18 protein-coding genes are annotated in these 17,791 nt (G+C 64.6%); 16 read left to right on the top strand and 2 right to left on the bottom strand.

Annotated elements, in window-relative coordinates; translation table 11 throughout:
* From ACK4OE_RS21580 to ACK4OE_RS21620, 9 genes are all read left to right on the top strand, one after another.
* The coding region (locus ACK4OE_RS21580) for a helix-turn-helix domain-containing protein (RefSeq protein ID WP_409887954.1) at window positions 1-406 on the top strand (406 nt) is incomplete at its 5' end.
* A gap of 151 nt (window positions 407-557) precedes the next feature.
* Window positions 558-1,751: a substrate-binding domain-containing protein gene (locus tag ACK4OE_RS21585; protein WP_409887956.1), complete on the top strand. Its 1,194-nt coding sequence runs from the start codon at window positions 558-560 to the stop codon at window positions 1,749-1,751.
* Window positions 1,752-1,926: 175 nt separating this feature from the next.
* Window positions 1,927-3,405, top strand: coding sequence for a fibronectin type III domain-containing protein (locus tag ACK4OE_RS21590; RefSeq protein ID WP_409887958.1), 1,479 nt, complete (start codon window positions 1,927-1,929; stop codon window positions 3,403-3,405).
* 243 nt (window positions 3,406-3,648) lie between these two features.
* Complete coding sequence (locus ACK4OE_RS21595; RefSeq protein ID WP_409887960.1) at window positions 3,649-4,431, top strand: ABC transporter ATP-binding protein; 783 nt, start codon at window positions 3,649-3,651, stop codon at window positions 4,429-4,431.
* Window positions 4,428-5,156, top strand: a complete 729-nt coding sequence (locus tag ACK4OE_RS21600) for an ABC transporter ATP-binding protein (protein ID WP_409887962.1) — start codon at window positions 4,428-4,430, stop codon at window positions 5,154-5,156. The genes ACK4OE_RS21595 and ACK4OE_RS21600 overlap by 4 nt, the downstream gene beginning before the upstream one ends.
* A 115-nt stretch (window positions 5,157-5,271) precedes the next feature.
* Window positions 5,272-6,261, top strand: a complete 990-nt coding sequence (locus ACK4OE_RS21605; protein ID WP_409887964.1) for a branched-chain amino acid ABC transporter permease — start codon at window positions 5,272-5,274, stop codon at window positions 6,259-6,261.
* 7 nt (window positions 6,262-6,268) lie between these two features.
* Window positions 6,269-7,342 (top strand): branched-chain amino acid ABC transporter permease, encoded by a 1,074-nt coding sequence (locus ACK4OE_RS21610; protein ID WP_409887966.1) that lies wholly within the window; start codon window positions 6,269-6,271, stop codon window positions 7,340-7,342.
* A gap of 131 nt (window positions 7,343-7,473) precedes the next feature.
* Window positions 7,474-8,340 (top strand): alpha/beta fold hydrolase, encoded by an 867-nt coding sequence (locus ACK4OE_RS21615; RefSeq protein WP_409887967.1) that lies wholly within the window; start codon window positions 7,474-7,476, stop codon window positions 8,338-8,340.
* A gap of 78 nt (window positions 8,341-8,418) precedes the next feature.
* The gene (locus tag ACK4OE_RS21620) at window positions 8,419-8,895 is read left to right on the top strand and encodes a DM13 domain-containing protein (protein WP_409887969.1); all 477 of its coding nucleotides are present in this window, start codon (window positions 8,419-8,421) and stop codon (window positions 8,893-8,895) included.
* A 12-nt stretch (window positions 8,896-8,907) separates the two neighbouring features.
* Here the strand turns inward: ACK4OE_RS21620 and ACK4OE_RS21625 are convergent, their stop codons facing one another.
* Window positions 8,908-9,150: a glutaredoxin family protein gene (locus ACK4OE_RS21625; RefSeq protein ID WP_409887971.1), complete on the bottom strand. Its 243-nt coding sequence runs from the start codon at window positions 9,148-9,150 to the stop codon at window positions 8,908-8,910.
* A gap of 157 nt (window positions 9,151-9,307) precedes the next feature.
* On the opposite strand from ACK4OE_RS21625, the gene ACK4OE_RS21630 reads away from it, so the two are divergent.
* The 7 genes from ACK4OE_RS21630 to ACK4OE_RS21660 all read left to right on the top strand — a co-directional run bounded on the left by ACK4OE_RS21630 (window position 9,308) and on the right by ACK4OE_RS21660 (window position 15,927).
* The gene (locus ACK4OE_RS21630; protein WP_409887973.1) at window positions 9,308-9,829 is read left to right on the top strand and encodes a lipocalin family protein; all 522 of its coding nucleotides are present in this window, start codon (window positions 9,308-9,310) and stop codon (window positions 9,827-9,829) included.
* Between the two features lie 8 nt (window positions 9,830-9,837).
* The gene (locus ACK4OE_RS21635) at window positions 9,838-10,839 is read left to right on the top strand and encodes an NAD(P)/FAD-dependent oxidoreductase (RefSeq protein ID WP_409887975.1); all 1,002 of its coding nucleotides are present in this window, start codon (window positions 9,838-9,840) and stop codon (window positions 10,837-10,839) included.
* Between the two features lie 15 nt (window positions 10,840-10,854).
* On the top strand, window positions 10,855-11,040 hold the full coding sequence (locus ACK4OE_RS21640; RefSeq protein WP_409887977.1) for a DUF2256 domain-containing protein: 186 nt from the start codon (window positions 10,855-10,857) through the stop codon (window positions 11,038-11,040).
* Window positions 11,037-12,359, top strand: a complete 1,323-nt coding sequence (locus ACK4OE_RS21645; RefSeq protein WP_409887979.1) for a DASH family cryptochrome — start codon at window positions 11,037-11,039, stop codon at window positions 12,357-12,359. Before ACK4OE_RS21640 ends, ACK4OE_RS21645 begins: the two co-directional genes overlap by 4 nt.
* Window positions 12,356-13,918: a cryptochrome/photolyase family protein gene (locus ACK4OE_RS21650; protein ID WP_409887981.1), complete on the top strand. Its 1,563-nt coding sequence runs from the start codon at window positions 12,356-12,358 to the stop codon at window positions 13,916-13,918. The genes ACK4OE_RS21645 and ACK4OE_RS21650 overlap by 4 nt, the downstream gene beginning before the upstream one ends.
* A gap of 47 nt (window positions 13,919-13,965) precedes the next feature.
* Window positions 13,966-14,703, top strand: coding sequence for an SDR family NAD(P)-dependent oxidoreductase (locus ACK4OE_RS21655; protein ID WP_409887982.1), 738 nt, complete (start codon window positions 13,966-13,968; stop codon window positions 14,701-14,703).
* A 195-nt stretch (window positions 14,704-14,898) separates the two neighbouring features.
* Window positions 14,899-15,927, top strand: coding sequence for a phosphotransferase enzyme family protein (locus tag ACK4OE_RS21660; RefSeq protein ID WP_409887984.1), 1,029 nt, complete (start codon window positions 14,899-14,901; stop codon window positions 15,925-15,927).
* Between the two features lie 44 nt (window positions 15,928-15,971).
* Here the strand turns inward: ACK4OE_RS21660 and ACK4OE_RS21665 are convergent, their stop codons facing one another.
* Window positions 15,972-17,783 carry a sigma 54-interacting transcriptional regulator gene (locus ACK4OE_RS21665; protein ID WP_409887986.1) on the bottom strand — a complete coding sequence of 604 codons (1,812 nt, stop codon included), beginning with the start codon at window positions 17,781-17,783 and terminating at the stop codon, window positions 15,972-15,974.
* Window positions 17,784-17,791 lie beyond the last annotated feature (8 nt).

Consider the following 17,791-nt stretch of genomic DNA (forward strand, 5'->3'; position numbering starts at 1 on the left):
CGACCTGGCGCTGCGCAACGGCACGCCACCGCCCGAGTTGCTGCCCGAAGCCATGGCCCTGCTCGCTGGCCAGCCCTGGCGCGGCAACATCCGCGAGCTGCGCAACGTGCTGGAGCAGGCAGTGATGCGCAGCGAGGGCCAGTCCATCGACGCGGCGCAGCTCGAACGCATCTTGCGCGAGGCGGGTGTGGAGCCCGCCGCGCCGGTGCAGGACACCACCGCCGTGGTGATCGAGGCCGAGGACGAGTCGCGCTACCTGCGGCCCCTGGCCGAACAGGTGGCTCAGCTGGAGCAGCGGGCCATCCATGCCGCCATGAAGGCCCATGGCGGCAACAAGCTGGCCACGGCGCGGCAGCTCGGCATCTCACGCGCCACGCTCTATGGACGTCTGGAAAACCCTGAATAAATTTCAGGCAATTGTCTGAAATTTGGACATTTATTGTGTATTGAATTTAGACATTGTTTCCAGCGTGTGAGAAAAAGTTTCTTTGAAATCAAGCACTTGGCTGTTGGCACAGACTGTGCAATAAAGAAGCATCACAACAGGAGACATCGCCATGCACCGTCGCACTCTGGTCGCCCTCGCTTCCGCAGCCGTTACCGCCGCCACACTTTCTGCCCCCGCATTCGCACAGACTGGCGAAATCCGCATTGCCCACGTGTACAGCAAGACCGGCCCTCTGGAGGCCTATGGCAAGCAGACCCAGACTGGCCTGATGATGGGCCTGAACTACGCCACCGGCGGCAGCATGACGGTCAACGGCAAGAAGCTTGTCGTGATTGAAAAAGACGACCAAGGCAAGCCCGACCTGGGCAAGAGCCTGCTGGCCACCGCGTACTCAGACGACAAGGCCGACATCGCCGTCGGCCCCACCGCATCGGGCGTGGCCCTGGCCATGCTGCCGGTGGCCGAGGAATACAAAAAGATCCTGCTGGTCGAGCCCGCCGTGGCCGACTCAATCACCGGCGACAAGTGGAACAAGTACATCTTTCGCACCGGCCGCAACAGCAGCCAGGATGCCATTTCCAACGCTGTGGCGGTGGACAAGGAGGGCGTGACCATTGCCACGCTGGCGCAAGACAACGCGTTCGGCCGCGATGGCGTGAAGGCCTTCAAGGACTCAGTCAAGAAGGCCAAGCTCGCGCACGAGGAATATCTGCCAGCCGCCACCACCGACTTCACCGCCGGTGCCCAGCGCATCATCGACAAGCTCAAGGACCAGCCCGGCCGCAAGATCATCTGGGTGGTTTGGGCAGGCGCCGGCAACCCCTTCAAGATCGCCGACATGGACTTGAAGCGCTACGGCATCGAGATCTCCACCGGCGGCAACATCCTGCCCGCCATGGCTGCGTACAAAAACTTCCCTGGCATGGAAGGCGCCACGTACTACTACTTTGGCATCCCCAAGAACCCTGTGAACGAAGCCCTGGTGGCCGCGCACTACAAGGAGTTCAAGACCCCGCCAGACTTCTTCACCGCAGGCGGCTTCAGCTCTGCCATGGCGTTGGTCACCGCGCTCAAGGCCACGGGTGGCGACACCAATACCAACAAGCTCATCAAGACCATGGAAGGCATGAGTTTTGACACCCCCAAGGGCAAGATGACTTTCCGCAAGGAAGACCACCAGGCCATGCAGAGCATGTACCACTTCAAGATCAAGGTGGACCCGGCCTTTGCCTGGGGCGTGCCCGAGCTGGTGCGCGAGATCAAGCCTGAAGAAATGAACGTGCCGATTCGCAACAAGCGATAGGCCGTCTTTTCGATGCGTTAGCGAGGCCCGACGGGTAGGACAACCATCCTGCTTCGTCGGGGTTCATCCCGCAGGGGCGGCCGCCCCTCTTTTTCCAGTGAATTGATGCATGAACTCCCGGGTTGACACGGGGGCTGGGTCAGACTTTCTCAAAATTATTTGGAGACAAGACAACATGGCTTTCAATTTCATCCGGGCGGCTGCAGCAGGTGCTGCCATCGCGCTGTGCGCTGCTGGTGGTGCCTACGCGGCGGTCAACCTCCCCGCACTCAAGATCGACAAGACGCAGACAACGGTATCGGGCTTGTCGGCGGGCGGCTTCATGGCCGTACAGCTGCACGTGGCGTACTCGGCCACCTTTGCCAAGGGCGCCGGCGTGGTCGCAGGCGGGCCTTTCTTCTGCGCCGAGGGCTCCATCGTCAACGCCACCGGGCGCTGCATGGCCAGCCCCGCAGGCATACCCACCAGCACGCTGGTCAACACCACCAACACCTGGGCCAGCCAGGGGCTGATCGACCCCGTGTCGAATCTGCAGAACTCCAAGGTCTACCTGTTCTCGGGCACGCTCGACAGCGTGGTCAAGCCCGGCGTGATGGACGCGCTGCGCACCTACTACAACAGCTTCGTGCCGGCCGCCAACGTGGTCTACAAGAAGGACATCGCAGCCGAGCACGCCATGGTCACCGACGACTACGGCAACGGCTGCTCCACCAAGGGCGCGCCCTACATCAGTGACTGCAACTTTGACCTGGCTGGCACCATGCTGCAGCATCTGTACGGCCCGCTCAATGCGCGCAATAACGCCACGCTGCCGGCCGCCAACTTCGTCGAGTTCAACCAGAGCCAGTTCATCAGCAACCACGGCATGGCCACCACCGGCTGGGCTTACATCCCGCAGGCCTGCCAGGTGGGCGGCAGCGCCACCTGCAAGCTGCATGTGGTGCTGCATGGCTGCAAGCAGAACGTCAGCGATGTGCAGCAGCAGTACGTGCGCAACACCGGCTACAACCGCTGGGCCGACACGAACAACATCGTGATGCTTTACCCCCAGACCAGCCTGGCGGCCACAAACAGCTGCTTTGATTGGTGGGGCTACGACAACGCCAACTACGCCAAGAAGTCCGGCCCGCAGATGGTGGCCATCAAGGCCATGGTGGACCAAGTCTCAAGTGGCGGCGGCACCACCAACCCACCCACCAACCCGGCCTTGCCCGCCCCCACGGGCGTGAGCACCTCGGGCGCCACCGCCAACAGCATGGTGGTGGGCTGGGGCCCTGTCTCGGGCGCGGCCAGCTACAACGTGTACCGCAATGCCAATAAGGTCAATGCCCTGCCGGTGAGTGGCACCAGCTACAGCGACACGGGCCTGGCAGCGTCCACCACCTACAGCTGGACGGTGCGTGCCGCCGATGCCAATGGTGCCGAAGGCGCCACGTCGGCCGCGGCCAGCGGCACCACGCTGGCTGCACCTGTCGGCGGAGCCACCTGCACCACCGCCAGCAATTACGCCCACACCATGGCAGGCCGTGCCTACGTGGCCGGTGGCTACACCTTTGCGCTGGGATCCAACCAGGCGATGGGGCTGTGGAACATCTTCTTGACCAAGACGCTGAAGCAGACCGGCCCCAACTACTACGTGATCGGCACCTGCTGAGATGAAGCACCCCCTGAGTCGCTTCGCGCCTTCACCCCTCTCTCGCATTGCTGCGCAATGCGGGAGGGGGACGCTCCCAGCGCGGCGGGGCGGCCCTTGCGCGGGAGCGCTGGCTTGGGCCGCGCCAGTGGCGTAGTGCGATGGACAATGGAAATGCTGTGAATGGCTTGGCGCCCCCTTCTGGGATGCCAGGCCCTGTGAAAACTGAAACTGACGACGACCTGTGAAAGCGACCCTCCACCCATGAGCACCTTGTCCACCAAGGACTTGACCATCCGCTTTGGCGGCCACGTGGCAGTCAACAACGTGACCTGCTCGTTTGAGCCCGGCACGCTGACCGCCATCGTGGGCCCCAACGGCGCGGGCAAGACCACGTATTTCAATCTCATCTCGGGCCAGCTGCGCGCCAGCAGCGGCACCGTCACGCTGGGCGGGCAGGACATCACGGGGATGTCCGTGTCGGCGCGCACGCACGCGGGCGTGGGGCGGGCGTTTCAGCTCACCAATCTGTTCCCCAACCTCAGCGTGCTGGAGAACGTGCGCCTGGCCGTGCAGGCCACGCAAGAAGGCAAACACCGCCGAGGCCTGAACCTGTGGAGCATCTGGAGCGACCACGCCGCCCTGGTCCAGCGCGCCCGCGTCATCCTGCAGGCCGTGGCCATGAATGACCGTGCCGATACGCCTGTGGCCAGCCTGCCCCATGGCGACCAGCGCAAGCTCGAAGTGGCGCTGTTGATGGCGCTGGAGCCGCAGGTCTACATGTTCGACGAACCCACCGCGGGCATGAGCCACGACGAGGCCCCGGTGATCCTGAACCTGATCCGCGAACTGAAAAAAGACAAGACCAAGATCATCCTGCTGGTGGAGCACAAGATGGACGTTGTGCGCGAGCTGGCCGACCGCATCATCGTGCTGACCAACGGCACGCTGGTGGCCGACGGACCACCGGCCGAGGTGATCGCATCGCCCGTGGTGCAAGAGGCCTACCTGGGCGTCACCAAGGACGCAGAGAAGGAGGCCGCATGAGCAGCAGCAATCTTTTGGAGCTTCGTGGCGTGCACACCCACATCGGGGCATACCACATCCTGCACGGTGTGGATTTGGCCGTGCCCAAGGGCCAGCTCACCATGCTGCTCGGCCGCAACGGCGCGGGCAAGACGACCACACTGCGCACCATCATGGGCCTGTGGCACGCGTCCAAGGGCCGCATCCACTTTGGCGGCAAAGACATCACAGCGCTGAACACCCCCGCCATCGCGGGCATGAACATCGCCTACGTGCCTGAAAACATGGGCATCTTCTCTGACCTCACGGTGAAAGAAAACATGCTGCTGGCTGCACGCAGCGCGCGCAACGCCGCGCAGATGGACGAGGCGCGGCTGCAGTGGATCTTCAAGCTCTTTCCCGCGGTGGAGAAGTTCTGGAACCACCCAGCCGGCAAGCTCAGTGGCGGACAAAAGCAGATGGTAGCCGTGAGCCGCGCCATCGTCGAGCCGCGCGACCTGCTCATCGTTGACGAGCCCAGCAAGGGCCTGGCGCCCGCCATCATCAACAACATGATCGAGGCGTTCGACCAGCTCAAAAAGAGCGGCGTGACCATCTTGCTGGTGGAGCAGAACATTAATTTTGCAAAGCGGCTGGGTGACACCGTGGCCGTGATGGACAACGGCCAGGTGGTGCATGCAGGCAGCATGGCCGCGCTGGCCGAAGACGAGGCACTGCAGCGGTCGCTGCTGGGGTTGGCACTATGAGTTACACGCAGAATATCAAGCCTTTTGGGCCTCTAGCGCTTATTGATAAAGCGCTGATAGCTATTAAATTGGTAGCAATTGAGGTGCGCGGCTGCGATGCTGTAGGAGAACTTGCATGAGCGCCACCCTCCGCGACTTCGACTGGAAGCCCCTGGCCCTGGTGCCCGCGCTGGCGCTGCTGGTGCTGCCCTTCATCGGCTCGCCCAGTACCTGGCTCACGCTCACCGTGGCGGGGCTGGCCATGGGCATGATCATCTTCATCATTGCTTCGGGCCTCACGCTGGTGTTCGGCCTGATGGACGTGCTGAACTTTGGCCACGGCGTGTTCATTGCACTCGGTGCCTTTGTGGCCACCAGCGTGCTGGGCGCCATGGGCGACTACACCCAAAGCGCTGATCTGTGGCGCAACCTGCTGGCCGTGTTGCCTGCGATGCTGGTGGCCATGGCCGTGGCAGGCGCGGTGGGCCTGGCGTTTGAGCGCTTCATCGTGCGGCCTGTGTACGGCCAGCACTTGAAGCAGATCCTCATCACCATGGGCGGCATGATCATTGGTGAAGAACTCATCAAGGTCATCTGGGGCCCGGCGCAGATCCCGCTGCCGCTGCCCGAAGGCATGCGCGGCTCGCTGCTGATTGGCGACGCCGCCATCGAGAAGTACCGCCTTATCGCCGTAGTCGTTGGGCTTGTGGTGTTTGCTGTGTTGGCCTGGGTGCTGTCGCGCACCAAGGTGGGCCTGCTGATCCGCGCCGGGGTGCAAGACCGCGAGATGGTCGAAAGCCTGGGCTACCGCATCCGCCGCCTGTTTGTGGGTGTGTTTGTAGTGGGCTCGGCCCTAGCCGGGCTGGGCGGCGTGATGTGGGGGCTGTACCAGCAAAGCGTGATCCCGCAGATGGGCGCGCAGGTCAACGTACTGATCTTCATCGTGATCATCATCGGTGGCCTGGGCAGCACAGGCGGTGCGCTCATCGGCGCGCTGCTGGTGGGGCTGATGGCCAACTACACCGGGTTTCTGGTGCCCAAGGTGGCTCTGTTCTCGAACATTGCGCTCATGGTGGCCATCTTGCTGTGGCGCCCACAGGGTGTGTATCCAGTGACGAACCGGTGATATTTCTATGCTGAACCGTCTTATTTCCAACGACCACCCGCGCAGCAAAATCCTTGCGGCCATTTTGCTGGCCCTTCTGGTGGGGCTGGCACTGGCGCCCTTTCTGTTCCCCGGCGTCAAGGCCCTGAACGTGGCCGCCAAGGTGCTGATTTTTGTGGTGCTGGTTGCCAGCTTTGATCTGCTGCTGGGCTACACCGGCATCGTGAGTTTTGCGCACACGATGTTCTTTGGCATTGGCGCTTACGGCGTGGCCATTGCCACCACACGCATGGGCGGCACCTGGGGTGCGCTGGCGGTGGGCATCGTTTGCGCGCTCGGCATCAGTCTGCTGCTGTCGCTGGCAGTGGGGCTGTTTTCGCTGCGGGTGCGGGCCATCTTTTTCGCAATGATCACGCTGGCAGTCGCAACGGCCTTTCAGACCCTGGCGTCACAACTGTCGGAGTGGACGGGCGGTGAAGACGGCCTGACCTTCAAGATGCCAATGTGGCTGTCGCCCAGCTTTGAGCCGTTTGAGAACGAAGTGCTGGGCGTGCTCATCGACGGCAAGATCATCACCTACTACCTGCTCTTCGTGGTGGCCGTGGTGCTGGTGCTGGCACTGCTGCGCATCGTCAACTCACCGTTTGGCCGTGTGCTGCAGGCTATCCGCGAAAACGAGTTTCGCGCCGAGGCCATTGGCTACCGCGTGGTGGTCTACCGCACCACGTCCAGCGTGCTGTCTGCGCTGTTTGCCACAATGGCCGGGGCCATGCTGGCGGTCTGGCTGCGCTACAACGGGCCGGACACCTCGCTCAGCTTCGAAATCATGATGGACTGCCTGCTCATCGTGGTGATTGGCGGCATGGGCACCATCTACGGCTCGGCCATCGGCGCCGTGCTTTTTCTGGTGGCGCAAAGCTATCTGCAGGACTTGTTGCGCCTGGGGAGCGAGGCCGCGTCGGCCTTGCCATGGCTGTCCGCGCTGCTCTCGCCCGACCGCTGGTTGCTGTGGCTGGGCGTGTTGTTTGTTCTGTCTGTTTATTACTTCCCCACCGGTGTGGTGGGGCGCCTGCGCGCGGCAGCTGCGCGGCGGACCGCCTGAAGGACTGCGGCGCTGAGCTGTCATGTGCTGAGGCTCGTACGCAGCTTGTCCCCGCAACCCCACGCCACGTCTGCTGATCGCTTTGCCCTTGGGCTTGCCATTTCATCCACTGATCTACCCGCTTTTTAACCATGACCCCCATATCGCGCTACGCCACCTGTGCTGGCCATGAAATCCACTACACCGAATGGGGCCAGCAGGGCGCCCCGGTGGTGATTGCATGGCACGGCTTGGCGCGCACGGGGCGCGACATGGATGACCTGGCCCAGCACCTGGCCCCGCGCTACCGCGTGATCTGCCCCGACACCATCGGCCGGGGCCTGAGCCAGTGGGCGCGCGCGCCGCAGGACGAATACCGTTTGTCTTTCTACGCGCGCATTGCGGCAGGCCTGTTTGACCAGCTGGGCATCGAGAAGGCGCATTGGGTGGGCACATCCATGGGCGGGGCCATCGGCACGGTGTGTGCGTCGGGCCTGTTCCAGCCGCAGCTCAAAGGGCGCATCAGCAGCCTGCTGCTCAACGACAACGCGCCGCGCCTGGCCGACGCTGCGCTGGAGCGCATCAAGGCCTATGCAGGCCAACCGCCCGCGTTTGATACGGTGATGGAGCTGGAAGCCTTCTTCCGTCAGGTGTACCAGCCCTACGGCTGGCTGAGCGATGCGCAGTGGCGCCGCCTGACTGACACCTCGACCCGGCGCCTGCCCGATGGCCGCGTGACCCCGCACTACGACCCGGCCATGGTGCAGCAGTTCACGCACCACACCAACGACTACCTGATATGGGACCACTATGACGCGCTCGACATCCCCGTGCTGTGTTTGCGCGGCGCTGAATCAGACTTGGTGCTGCGCGAAACCACCGCCGAGATGCTGACCCGAGGCCCCGGTGCGCGTGGCTTGGCGCAAGTGGTAGAGGTGCCCGGCTGCGGCCATGCGCCCGCGCTCAATGTGCCGGAGCACTTCGCGCTGGTGGACGGGTTTCTGGCCAATGCGGGTTGACGCGAATTGGGGTATCCCGGGAGGTGGTGGTAGCGAGCACTGGGGTTACATTGGCGCAACGCCTTCGAGTCCGCTGCCATGAAACTCCTCAAACCCTTTCTGCTCACAGCCTCACACCTGCTCACCTTGGGCCTCGGGTTTGCGCTGGGCGTGTATGCGCTGCCCATCTTGATCGCACCGGATGCCCCCACCGAACAAGAGATCAAGGCGAGTGTGCCTGCAGCCCAATGGACCGCCACCTTCCGCCGTGATCTGAAGGACAGCGACGCCTTGCACTGGGGCGAGGGCGCCGTCTCCATCAGCGCGCAAGCCATCAGCCTGGTGGGCAAGCTGGCCCCGGGGCCGGACTACAAGCTCTACCTGTCGCCCGAGTTTGTGGAGACCGAGGTCGACTTCAAACGCCTCAAGCCGCAAATGCTGCGCGTGGGGGATGTGAAAACGTTCAACAACTTCATCGTCCCGGTACCGCAGGGCGTGGACCCGGCGAAATTCAACACCGTGATCGTGTGGTGTGAAACCTTCGGCGAATTCATCACCGCTGCGAAATACCAGTAGCACAGGCAGGGGTTACTGGCCGATCTGTGCCAACGCCGCCTGCAGCCCGGCCAGCCCGCCAACGCGCTGGTCGTTGATAAAAATCTGTGGCATCTGCCGCACTGACGGCCCGCACTTGGCATAAAACGCCAGGCGCTCGGCTTCGTCGTCGATCTTGATTTCCTCAAACGGCAGCGAGCGCGACTTGAGAAGCATCTTGGCGGACTCGCATTGGGGGCATGCGGATTTGGAATACACGGTGATTTGATAGGTCATGGGGCTAGTTTACGGGGCACGGCACAGGGCGAAGCACGAAGACGGCATCCGCCACCGTAGATAAAGCGCGGTGAGTTACCATTCGGTGTGTTTTATGACCGATTGGTAATTTATGCCGCGATTCTTCCCCTGGGCTCCCCGGACTGTGCTGCGGTTTATGGCAGTCATGGTGTTGGCCCTCGCAGGCTGCTCATCCACCAGCCCACCCCCTGGCGTCACACCCGTCACCCCGTTTGACCTGGCCCGGTACGAAGGCCGCTGGTACGAAGTGGCCCGGCTCGACCATTCTTTTGAACGCGGCATGACGGACGTGAGCGCCACCTACCAGAGCCAGAGTGACGGCAGCGTGCGGGTGCTTAACCGGGGCTTTGATACCGGCAAGAACGACTGGCGCCAGGCCGAAGGCAAAGCCAAGTTCATTGGTGATGCAAACACCGCGTCGCTCAAAGTGTCGTTCTTCGGTCCGTTCTATGGCGGTTACCACGTGGCCGCGCTGGATGCGGACTACCAATGGGCTTTGGTGGTGGGGCCCGACCACAGCTACTGCTGGATTTTGTCGCGCACCAAGCAAATGCCGCCTGGCGTGCGTGAACAGCTCATCGCCCGCGCCAACGAGCTGGGCATCGACACCCAGGCGTTGATCTGGGTGACCCACGAACGCACCGACCCACAACCATGAGCCTTGCCATGCCCCCAACGATTGCCATCATCGGCGCAGGTCTGGCCGGTCTGTCTTGTGCACATGCGCTGCTGCAGGCGGGCCATACCGTACACGTGTTCGACAAGGCCCGTGGTCCCTCAGGCCGCATGAGCACCCGCCGCGCAGAAGACGAGCAGGGCGCCTGGCAGTGCGACCACGGCGCGCAGTATTTCACTGCCCGCGACCCTGTCTTTCGCGCAGAGGTGGCCCGCTGGCAGCAGGCGGGTGTGGCCGCTGTTTGGGATGCCCGGCTGTCCAGCTTTGACGGCAGCACGTGGACCACCCCGCACACCCCGCTGGATCGATTTGTGGGCACGCCACGGATGACATCGCCTGCTGCCCGGCTGGTACAAAACCTGGGCGACCGCGCGCTCGCGCAGTGGCAAACCACCGTGCAGCGGCTGGACCGCACCGAGAGCGGGTGGGCTATCACCTGCGCAGAGCACGGCACACTCAGCCAGCGTTACGGCACCGTGCTGCTGGCCGTGCCCGCACCGCAGGCCGTACCCCTGCTGGCCCCTGAAGCACCCGCAGGCGCCGACATCGCCGCCAGCGCGCACATGCGTGGCAGCTGGGCTGTGATGCTGCGCTACGCCGCCCCCGTGGCCATGCCGTGGGACGGCGCCTTCATCAACACCGGCCCGCTGCGCTGGGTTGCGCGCGACAGCAGCAAGCCCGGCCGCACGGGGCCAGAAACCTGGCTGGTGCACGCCAGTGCCGAGTGGAGCGAGGCCCACATTGAAGACAGCACAGAGTCTGTGACCACTGCACTCATCGCCGCCTTTGAAGCCCTGGGTGGGCCTGCCCCCTTGGCCGCCACGGCGCACCGCTGGCGCTATGCCGACACGGAACCCGCGCTGACACGGGGCAGCTGGTGGGACGCATCCCTGCGCCTGGGGTTGTGCGGCGACTGGTTGAATGGCGGCAAGGTCGAGGGCGCCTGGCTCAGCGGACACACGCTCGCACAACAGGCCTTGCAGCCTGCGTAAAGCCAAAGGTCCATCATGCGCATGCGCAAAAAGTCCGACCTACCTCAAAAGCAGTGCCAGCACTGCGGCCTGCCCTTCACCTGGCGCAAGAAGTGGGAGAAGGTGTGGGACGAAGTCAAGTTCTGCTCAGACCGCTGCCGCAGTGACCGCAAAAGCGCGGGCAAAGCGACCAGCGGCTCAGCAGGGCAGGGCGCGGTATGAGCACCATCCTGTTCTGGTTTCGCAACGACCTGCGCCTGCACGACCAGCCCGCGTTGCATGCGGCACTCACCAGCGGCGCCACGCACCTTCTGCCGGTGGTATGCCTGCCTTCGGCCGACGAGGTCACGCCCTGGGGCTTCGCGCGCGTGGGCGCGCACCGCCAGGCCTTTGTCGCCAGCGCCCTGCGTGACCTGGGCGTACGCATGGCCGCGCTGGGCAACCCGCTGCAGGTGTGCAATGCATCGCCCGCCACCGCATTGCCTGCGTTGGCGCATGCGGTGGGCGCCACCACCGTGGTGTGCGAAGACATTGCTGCACCCTACGAGCAGGCCGAGATAGCCGCCCTGCGCGCTGCCGGGTTGCAGGTGCGCACTGTGTGGCACAGCAGCTTGTTGCAGCCATCTGACATGCCCTGGCCGGTGACCGATCTGCCCGCCGTGTTCTCGCCATTTCGCAACGCCGTGGAGCGCGCGGGCATCCAGCCCCGTGCGCCATTGCCAGCGCCCGCGTCCCTGTTGCCGCCCCCATTGGTACCACCTGATGTGTGGAGTGCCTTGGGCGCAGCGCCCGCCTTGGCAGAGCAGGGCGCCAACGCCAGCGACCACCCTGCAGGGCGCGACCCGCGCTCGTCCTTCCCTTATGGCACACCCGCGTGCGACGGCAGTGAAGCCGCCGCTCTAGCCCACCTGGCGCAGTACCTGGCGCGCAAACTACCCCACAGCTACAAGGCCACGCGCAACGGGCTTACCGGACTGGCTTACTCCAGCAAGTTCTCGCCCTGGCTGGCCACCGGCGCGTTGTCACCCCGCCAGATATATGCCGACCTCAAAACCTTTGAACGTGACCACGGTGCCAATGACGGCACCTACTGGCTCTGGTTCGAACTGCTGTGGCGCGATTACTTCCGCCTGCTGCACCTGCAATACGGCGCAGCACTGTATGGCGCGCGGGGTCTCTCAGCACTGCCCGCAGCCCGCCACAACGCACAGGGCTTTGACCGCTGGTGCCAGGGCCGCACCGGCGAGCCGCTGGTGGACGCTGCCATGCGCGAGTTGGCTGCCACCGGCTACTTGAGCAACCGCCTTCGCCAGGTGGTTGCCAGCTTTCTCATCTACGACCTGCACGGCGACTGGCGCGCAGGCGCCGCGTGGTTTGAGTCGCAACTGGTGGACTACGACGTGTACAGCAACCAGGGCAACTGGCTCTACATTGCCGGGCGCGGCACCGACCCGCGCGGCGGCCGCCGCTTCAACCCGGTAAGGCAAGCGCAAGACCATGACGCAGACGGCAGCTACCGCCGCATGTGGGGCACGCTGTGAGCGCCCCGCAGTCCGTCACCGGGCATGGAGCCCATACCCTGCGCCTGCTGCTGGGCGACCAGCTCAACCCAGAGCATTCATGGTTTGCCACACAGGATGAGGGCGTGGTCTACGTGCTGATGGAAGTGCGGCAAGAGACCGACTACGTGCTGCACCACGCGCAAAAAATCCTCGCCATCTTTGCCGCCATGCGCGACTTGGCCCGCCACCTGCGCGATGCCGGGCACCGCGTGCGCTACGTAGCCATTGACGACGCGAGCAACCGCCAGTCCATGCCCGACAACCTGGCCGCCCTCATGGCCCACTACGGCGCGCACACGTTGCAATACCAGTACCCCGACGAATGGCGGCTGGACGAGCAGCTGCGCACCTGGGGCGCAGAGCAAACCTTTGCCGTGCAGGCCGTCAGCAGCGAACACTTCTACACCACCCGCACCGAAATGGCCGAGGTGTTCAAGGGCCGCAAACAGTGGCTCATGGAGCACTTTTACCGCCGCATGCGCCAGCGCCACAGCGTGCTGATCGACGTAGCGGGCGAGCCCGAAGGCGGCCAGTGGAACTACGACCACGACAACCGCAAGCCCTGGCCTGGCATGCCGGGTTTACCGCCCGACGCCCGCCCCACGCACGACCACAGCGCCTTGTGGGCCACCATTCAGGCCGCAGGCGTGCAGAGCTTTGGCAACCCGCAGGCCCACGCACTGCGCTGGCCGCTCAACCGGGCCGAGGCGCTGGCGTGGCTCGACCACTTCGTCACCGCCACGCTGCCAGACTTTGGTGCTTACGAAGACGCCATGAGCACGAAGAGCGCGCGGCTCTTTCACTCCCTGCTGTCCTTCGCGCTCAACACCAAAATGCTGCGCCCGCACGAGGTGGTGCAGCGCGCCCAGGCCGCCTACCACGCAGGCGCCGCGCCCCTGCCAGCGGTGGAGGGCTTTGTCCGCCAGATCCTCGGCTGGCGCGAATACGTGCGCGGCATCTACTGGGCCCACATGCCCGGCTACGACGAGCGCAACGCCCTGGGCCACAACACACCGCTGCCGGAATGGTTTTGGACGGGCAATACCAAAATGCGATGCATGCAGCACGCCGTGGGCCAGTCGCTGGAGCATGCGTATGCCCACCACATCCAGCGCCTCATGGTCATTGGCAACTTTGCGCTGCTGGCGGGGCTCGACCCTGCTGCGGTGCACCGCTGGTACCTGGGCGTGTACATCGACGCCTTTGAATGGGTGGAAGTGCCCAACACCGTGGGCATGAGCCAGTTTGCCGACGGCGGCCTGCTGGCCACCAAACCCTATGTGAGCAGCGCCGCCTACATCGACCGCATGAGCGACTATTGCAAAGGCTGCCACTACGACAAGAAGCTCAAGGTGGGCGAGCGAGCCTGCCCGTACAACGCCCTGTATTGGGACTTTTTTGCGCGCAACGAGGGCACGCTGGGCAATAACTTCCGCCTCGGCATGGTGTACCGCCAGCTGCAAAAGATGCAGGGCCCGCAGCTGGATACGCTGCGAGAGCACGCTGCCAGCCTGCGCACGCGGCTGGATGCGCTGTAGCCCGCTTGCCGAATCACCCAACGACACGCTCACCGCAGGACCGCGCCATGTCTAACGCACAGCCCACCACAATGCCGTTCATCTCTTTGCAGTCACTGCCCGACGGCTACCGCGCCCTCGTCATCGGCTCCACCGGTGCCATCGGCAGCGCCTTCCTAGCCCACCTGCAGGCCGACCCGCGCTGCGCCCTGGCCGTGGGCCTGGGCCGCCATACCAGCCCGGCGGTCGATTTGGACGACGAAGCCACCATCGCCACCGCCGCCCGGCAACTCAAGGCCCAGGGCCCGTGGCACTGCATCATCCACGCTGCAGGCATGCTGCACGGCCCCCACGGCCTGCCCGAAAAGCGCCTGGGTCAGCTCAACTACGCGCAGATGGAAGCTACCTTCCGCGCCAACACCTTTGGCCCCGCGCTGGTACTGGCCCACTTTGCACCGCTGCTGCCCAAGCAGGGGCGCAGCCTGCTGGCCGTGCTCTCGGCCAAGGTGGGCAGCATTGGCGATAACCGCCTGGGCGGCTGGTACAGCTACCGCGCCTCCAAGGCTGCGCTCAACATGCTGGTCAAAACGGCGTCTATCGAAGTGGCTCGCACCCATCCCCAGGCCGTGCTGGTGGCCTTGCACCCGGGTACCGTCAATTCGGCACTGTCGGCACCCTTCAACGGCGCAGAAATCGGCCGCCCGGCTGCCGATGCGACGGGCGACATGCTGCGGGTGCTGGATGGGTTGCCAGTGGAGGAAACGGGTAGCTTCTACGCCTACAGCGGCGACAAGCTGCCGTGGTGATGGTGAGACGGTTTGCTATGATTTTGATACTGATGGTGCAATGCCAGTAAGCGCTAGCAGCCATATTTAGGCATATTTTTTTGGTGTGCCTGTTCTCCCGCTCGCGCCAGTCTCTGGGTTCAGCAGAACGTCTTGGTGTAACCCATCGAACCACGCCGCGCGGGTGTTTCATGCTGCCTCCGTGGAGAATGCCGCATGCTTTCTTCCCCTTCTCAAGACTTCAACCTGGTCGCCTCCCACACCACAGCCGCAGCCTCTGCCGTGAGTGATTGGGTAGTGCGGCACTATGGCCTGCAAGTGCAGCAGTGCTACCTGATCCGCCGCAACCTCAACGACAACTACGCCGTGCGGGCCACGGATGGCAGCCGCTATGTGGCGCGGCTTTGTGCCATTCGGCCACGCGGCGCGTTCAACGTGGATTTCGAGGTCGCGCTGCTGACCCACCTGCACGCACAGGGCGTGGGCGTTGCCACGCCGGTTGTGGCTGCGAACGGAGCTGCCAGCGTTACCCTGCCGTTCCCCGAGGGCCCGCGTGCGCTGGTCTTGTTTCGCCACTGCGACGGCGCCGTGCCCGATACGCCCGAAGAGCTGCACCTGACCGGCGCCACGCTGGCCCAGATTCACAGTGCCGCGCAAACCTACGCAGGCCCCGCAAGCCGCTATGTGCTGGACGGCCACCATCTTGCAGGCCGTACGCTAGGCTACCTTGCCGCCCATCCCGAGATCGACCCTGCCGTGCTGGATGCCTACCGGCAATTGATTGAGCGCCTTCTGAGCGAGTTGGCGAGCGTGGAGGGCAGCCTGACCCGTGTGATGTGCCACGGCGACACGCATGGCTTCAACAACCATGTGACCACCGATGCCGAAGGTGTGCGGCGCGCCGCTTTCTTCGACTTTGACGACGCCGGGCCAGGGTTCCTGACCTATGACCTGTGTGTGTGGCTGTGGTCGAACCTGCCGCGCAAGGCCCCCATGGAGCCCGACGACGCCTTGCTCAAGCGCTGGCAGCAGTACCTGGGTGGCTACCGCGCCGGGGGCGGCCATGTCACAGATGCCGACCTCGCCGCCTTGCCCCTGTTTTTGCAGGTGCGGCACCTGTGGAACATGGGGGAGGGCGTGGCGCGCGTCCACCACTGGGGCGCCAACATGATGTCTGCCGACTGGATCAAGAAGCAGCTCGATGTGATGGCTGGCTGGGGGCGGTTGCAATTGACCAGTGTTTGACGCGGACCGTGTTCTTTACCTAGCGTCTCACTCACGCATTCTCCTCATCGCGCGCTGATTCCAAACTTCCTCACCCGATAAGCCATCGTCGCCCGGCTGATCCCCAACAACCGCGCCGCCAGCGCCACATTCCCCCCCGCACTTTGCAGCGCCTGCCGCAGCATTTGCTCTTCCGCCTGGTGCAGCGGTGCCACCACCGGCGCAGCGGCTGGCGGTAGCGCCGCACCGGCCCGCGCACTCGCTGCCAATGCCGCTTGCGGAGCCTGCACCGCAGCCCCCATACCCGCCACCGCCTGCGCATGCAGCGTCCCCCCGCTGTTGCCCTGCAAGTGCAGCGACATCACCCCACCACCACTTTGCTCACCGCCCGCAAACAGGTGGTGCGGTTCAATCGGCTCGCCATCCGTCGCCAGGATCACCGCGCGCTCGATCAGGTTCTGCAGCTCGCGGATGTTGCCGGGGAAGGGGTAGTGAAACATCGCCTTCACCGCAGCTTGGCTGAAGCCGGGCACCTGCCGCTGGTGCTTGCGCTGGTAGTGGGCCAGGAAGTGGCTCATCAGCAGGGGGATGTCGTCGCGCCGGTCGCGCAGCGGGGGTAGGTGGATGGGGAATACGTTGAGGCGGTAGAACAGGTCTTCGCGGAAGCTGCCCTCGCGCACGGCCTGGCGCAGGTCCACATTGGTGGCGGCCACCAGGCGCACGTCTACGCGCACGGTGCGGGTGCCGCCCACGCGCTCCACCTCGCCTTCTTGCAGCGCGCGCAGCAGCTTGCCCTGGGCTACCAAACTCAGCGTGCCGATTTCGTCGAGGAAGAGGGTCCCGCCGTGCGCGCGCTCAAACCGGCCGGGGCGGGATGTGCCTGCGCCGGTGTAGGCGCCGCGTTCCACGCCAAAGAGTTCACTTTCGACCAGCGTCTCGGGGATGGCCGCGCAGTTGATGGCCACAAAGGGCTGGCTGCTGCGGGGGCTGATGCGGTGAAGCATGCTGGCAAACATCTCCTTGCCCACGCCCGATTCGCCGGTGAACAGCACGGTGGCAGCGGTGGGGGCCACGCGCTGCAGCATGTGGCAGGCGGCGTTGAAGGCGGAGGACGCGCCGACCATGGTGGCGTGGGCGGTGGGGTCGGCGGCGGTGCCTGCATTGCCTGATGCCGCTTTGCCCGGTGGCACGCCCAGGTAGGTGGTGCGGGCCTTGGCCCGCGCGCCTTCTGGCATCGAGGCGGGCAGCGTCGCGGGCGGGGTGCCCACAAAGTCTTGCGCGTTCAGGTAGAACAGGTCCTGCTCGGGGTCGTCCCACAGGTGGGCCGATTTGCCCACCACGCGGCAGTGCGCCGCGCCGGACGAGCGGCAGTCCACCTCGCGGAAGACGATCATGCGGCCGAACAGGGTGCTGACGTAGCCCGTAGCGTAGCCCACCTGCATCCAGCACGCGGGCGAGCCGCCCACGCCGTAGGCGGCGATGTGCTCGTCGTCTTCGCTGGAGTTGTGCCAGATGAATTCGCCGTCGTATTCGCCCAGCTCGGCGTTGTAGCGGGCGTGCACCACCTCCACCTGCACCACGCCCTCCAGCGCGTGCAGGCGGGTGCCGGCCATGGCTGCGGCGGTGGGCTCTGCGTCGGGCCACTGCTGGCGCACCAGGTGGGCGTCGCGCGCGCCGCTCACGTAGCCCGCGCGGGTGAGCAGGCCGCGTGCCTTGTCCAGGCCAATGCTGTCGATCAGCTCGCGCCGCAGCGAGCCCAGGGCTTCGGAGTGCAGCAGGATCATGCGCTGGTCTTGCAGCCAGATGCGCCCGTCGCCGGGCGAGAAGAACAGGCATTCGCTGATGTCGGCCACCGTGGGGTGGGTGTGCTGGCTGATGCCATGGG

The sequence above is a fragment of the Acidovorax sp. genome (assembly GCF_046314175.1).
GTDB lineage: Bacteria > Pseudomonadota > Gammaproteobacteria > Burkholderiales > Burkholderiaceae_C > Acidovorax.

Excerpts from the sequence above, each read along its gene's own strand:
- ACK4OE_RS21655 (WP_409887982.1), top strand. The coding sequence starts at position 13,966 with ATGTCTAACGCACAGCCCACCACAATGCCGTTCATCTCTTTGCAGTCA.
- ACK4OE_RS21625 (WP_409887971.1), bottom strand. The coding sequence starts at position 9,150 with ATGACCTATCAAATCACCGTGTATTCCAAATCCGCATGCCCCCAATGC.
- ACK4OE_RS21595 (WP_409887960.1), top strand. The coding sequence starts at position 3,649 with ATGAGCACCTTGTCCACCAAGGACTTGACCATCCGCTTTGGCGGCCAC.
- ACK4OE_RS21635 (WP_409887975.1), top strand. The coding sequence starts at position 9,838 with ATGCCCCCAACGATTGCCATCATCGGCGCAGGTCTGGCCGGTCTGTCT.
- ACK4OE_RS21610 (WP_409887966.1), top strand. The coding sequence starts at position 6,269 with ATGCTGAACCGTCTTATTTCCAACGACCACCCGCGCAGCAAAATCCTT.
- ACK4OE_RS21645 (WP_409887979.1), top strand. The coding sequence starts at position 11,037 with ATGAGCACCATCCTGTTCTGGTTTCGCAACGACCTGCGCCTGCACGAC.
- ACK4OE_RS21630 (WP_409887973.1), top strand. The coding sequence starts at position 9,308 with ATGGCAGTCATGGTGTTGGCCCTCGCAGGCTGCTCATCCACCAGCCCA.
- ACK4OE_RS21620 (WP_409887969.1), top strand. The coding sequence starts at position 8,419 with ATGAAACTCCTCAAACCCTTTCTGCTCACAGCCTCACACCTGCTCACC.
- ACK4OE_RS21605 (WP_409887964.1), top strand. The coding sequence starts at position 5,272 with ATGAGCGCCACCCTCCGCGACTTCGACTGGAAGCCCCTGGCCCTGGTG.
- ACK4OE_RS21600 (WP_409887962.1), top strand. The coding sequence starts at position 4,428 with ATGAGCAGCAGCAATCTTTTGGAGCTTCGTGGCGTGCACACCCACATC.
- ACK4OE_RS21660 (WP_409887984.1), top strand. The coding sequence starts at position 14,899 with ATGCTTTCTTCCCCTTCTCAAGACTTCAACCTGGTCGCCTCCCACACC.
- ACK4OE_RS21590 (WP_409887958.1), top strand. The coding sequence starts at position 1,927 with ATGGCTTTCAATTTCATCCGGGCGGCTGCAGCAGGTGCTGCCATCGCG.
- ACK4OE_RS21585 (WP_409887956.1), top strand. The coding sequence starts at position 558 with ATGCACCGTCGCACTCTGGTCGCCCTCGCTTCCGCAGCCGTTACCGCC.
- ACK4OE_RS21615 (WP_409887967.1), top strand. The coding sequence starts at position 7,474 with ATGACCCCCATATCGCGCTACGCCACCTGTGCTGGCCATGAAATCCAC.
- ACK4OE_RS21640 (WP_409887977.1), top strand. The coding sequence starts at position 10,855 with ATGCGCATGCGCAAAAAGTCCGACCTACCTCAAAAGCAGTGCCAGCAC.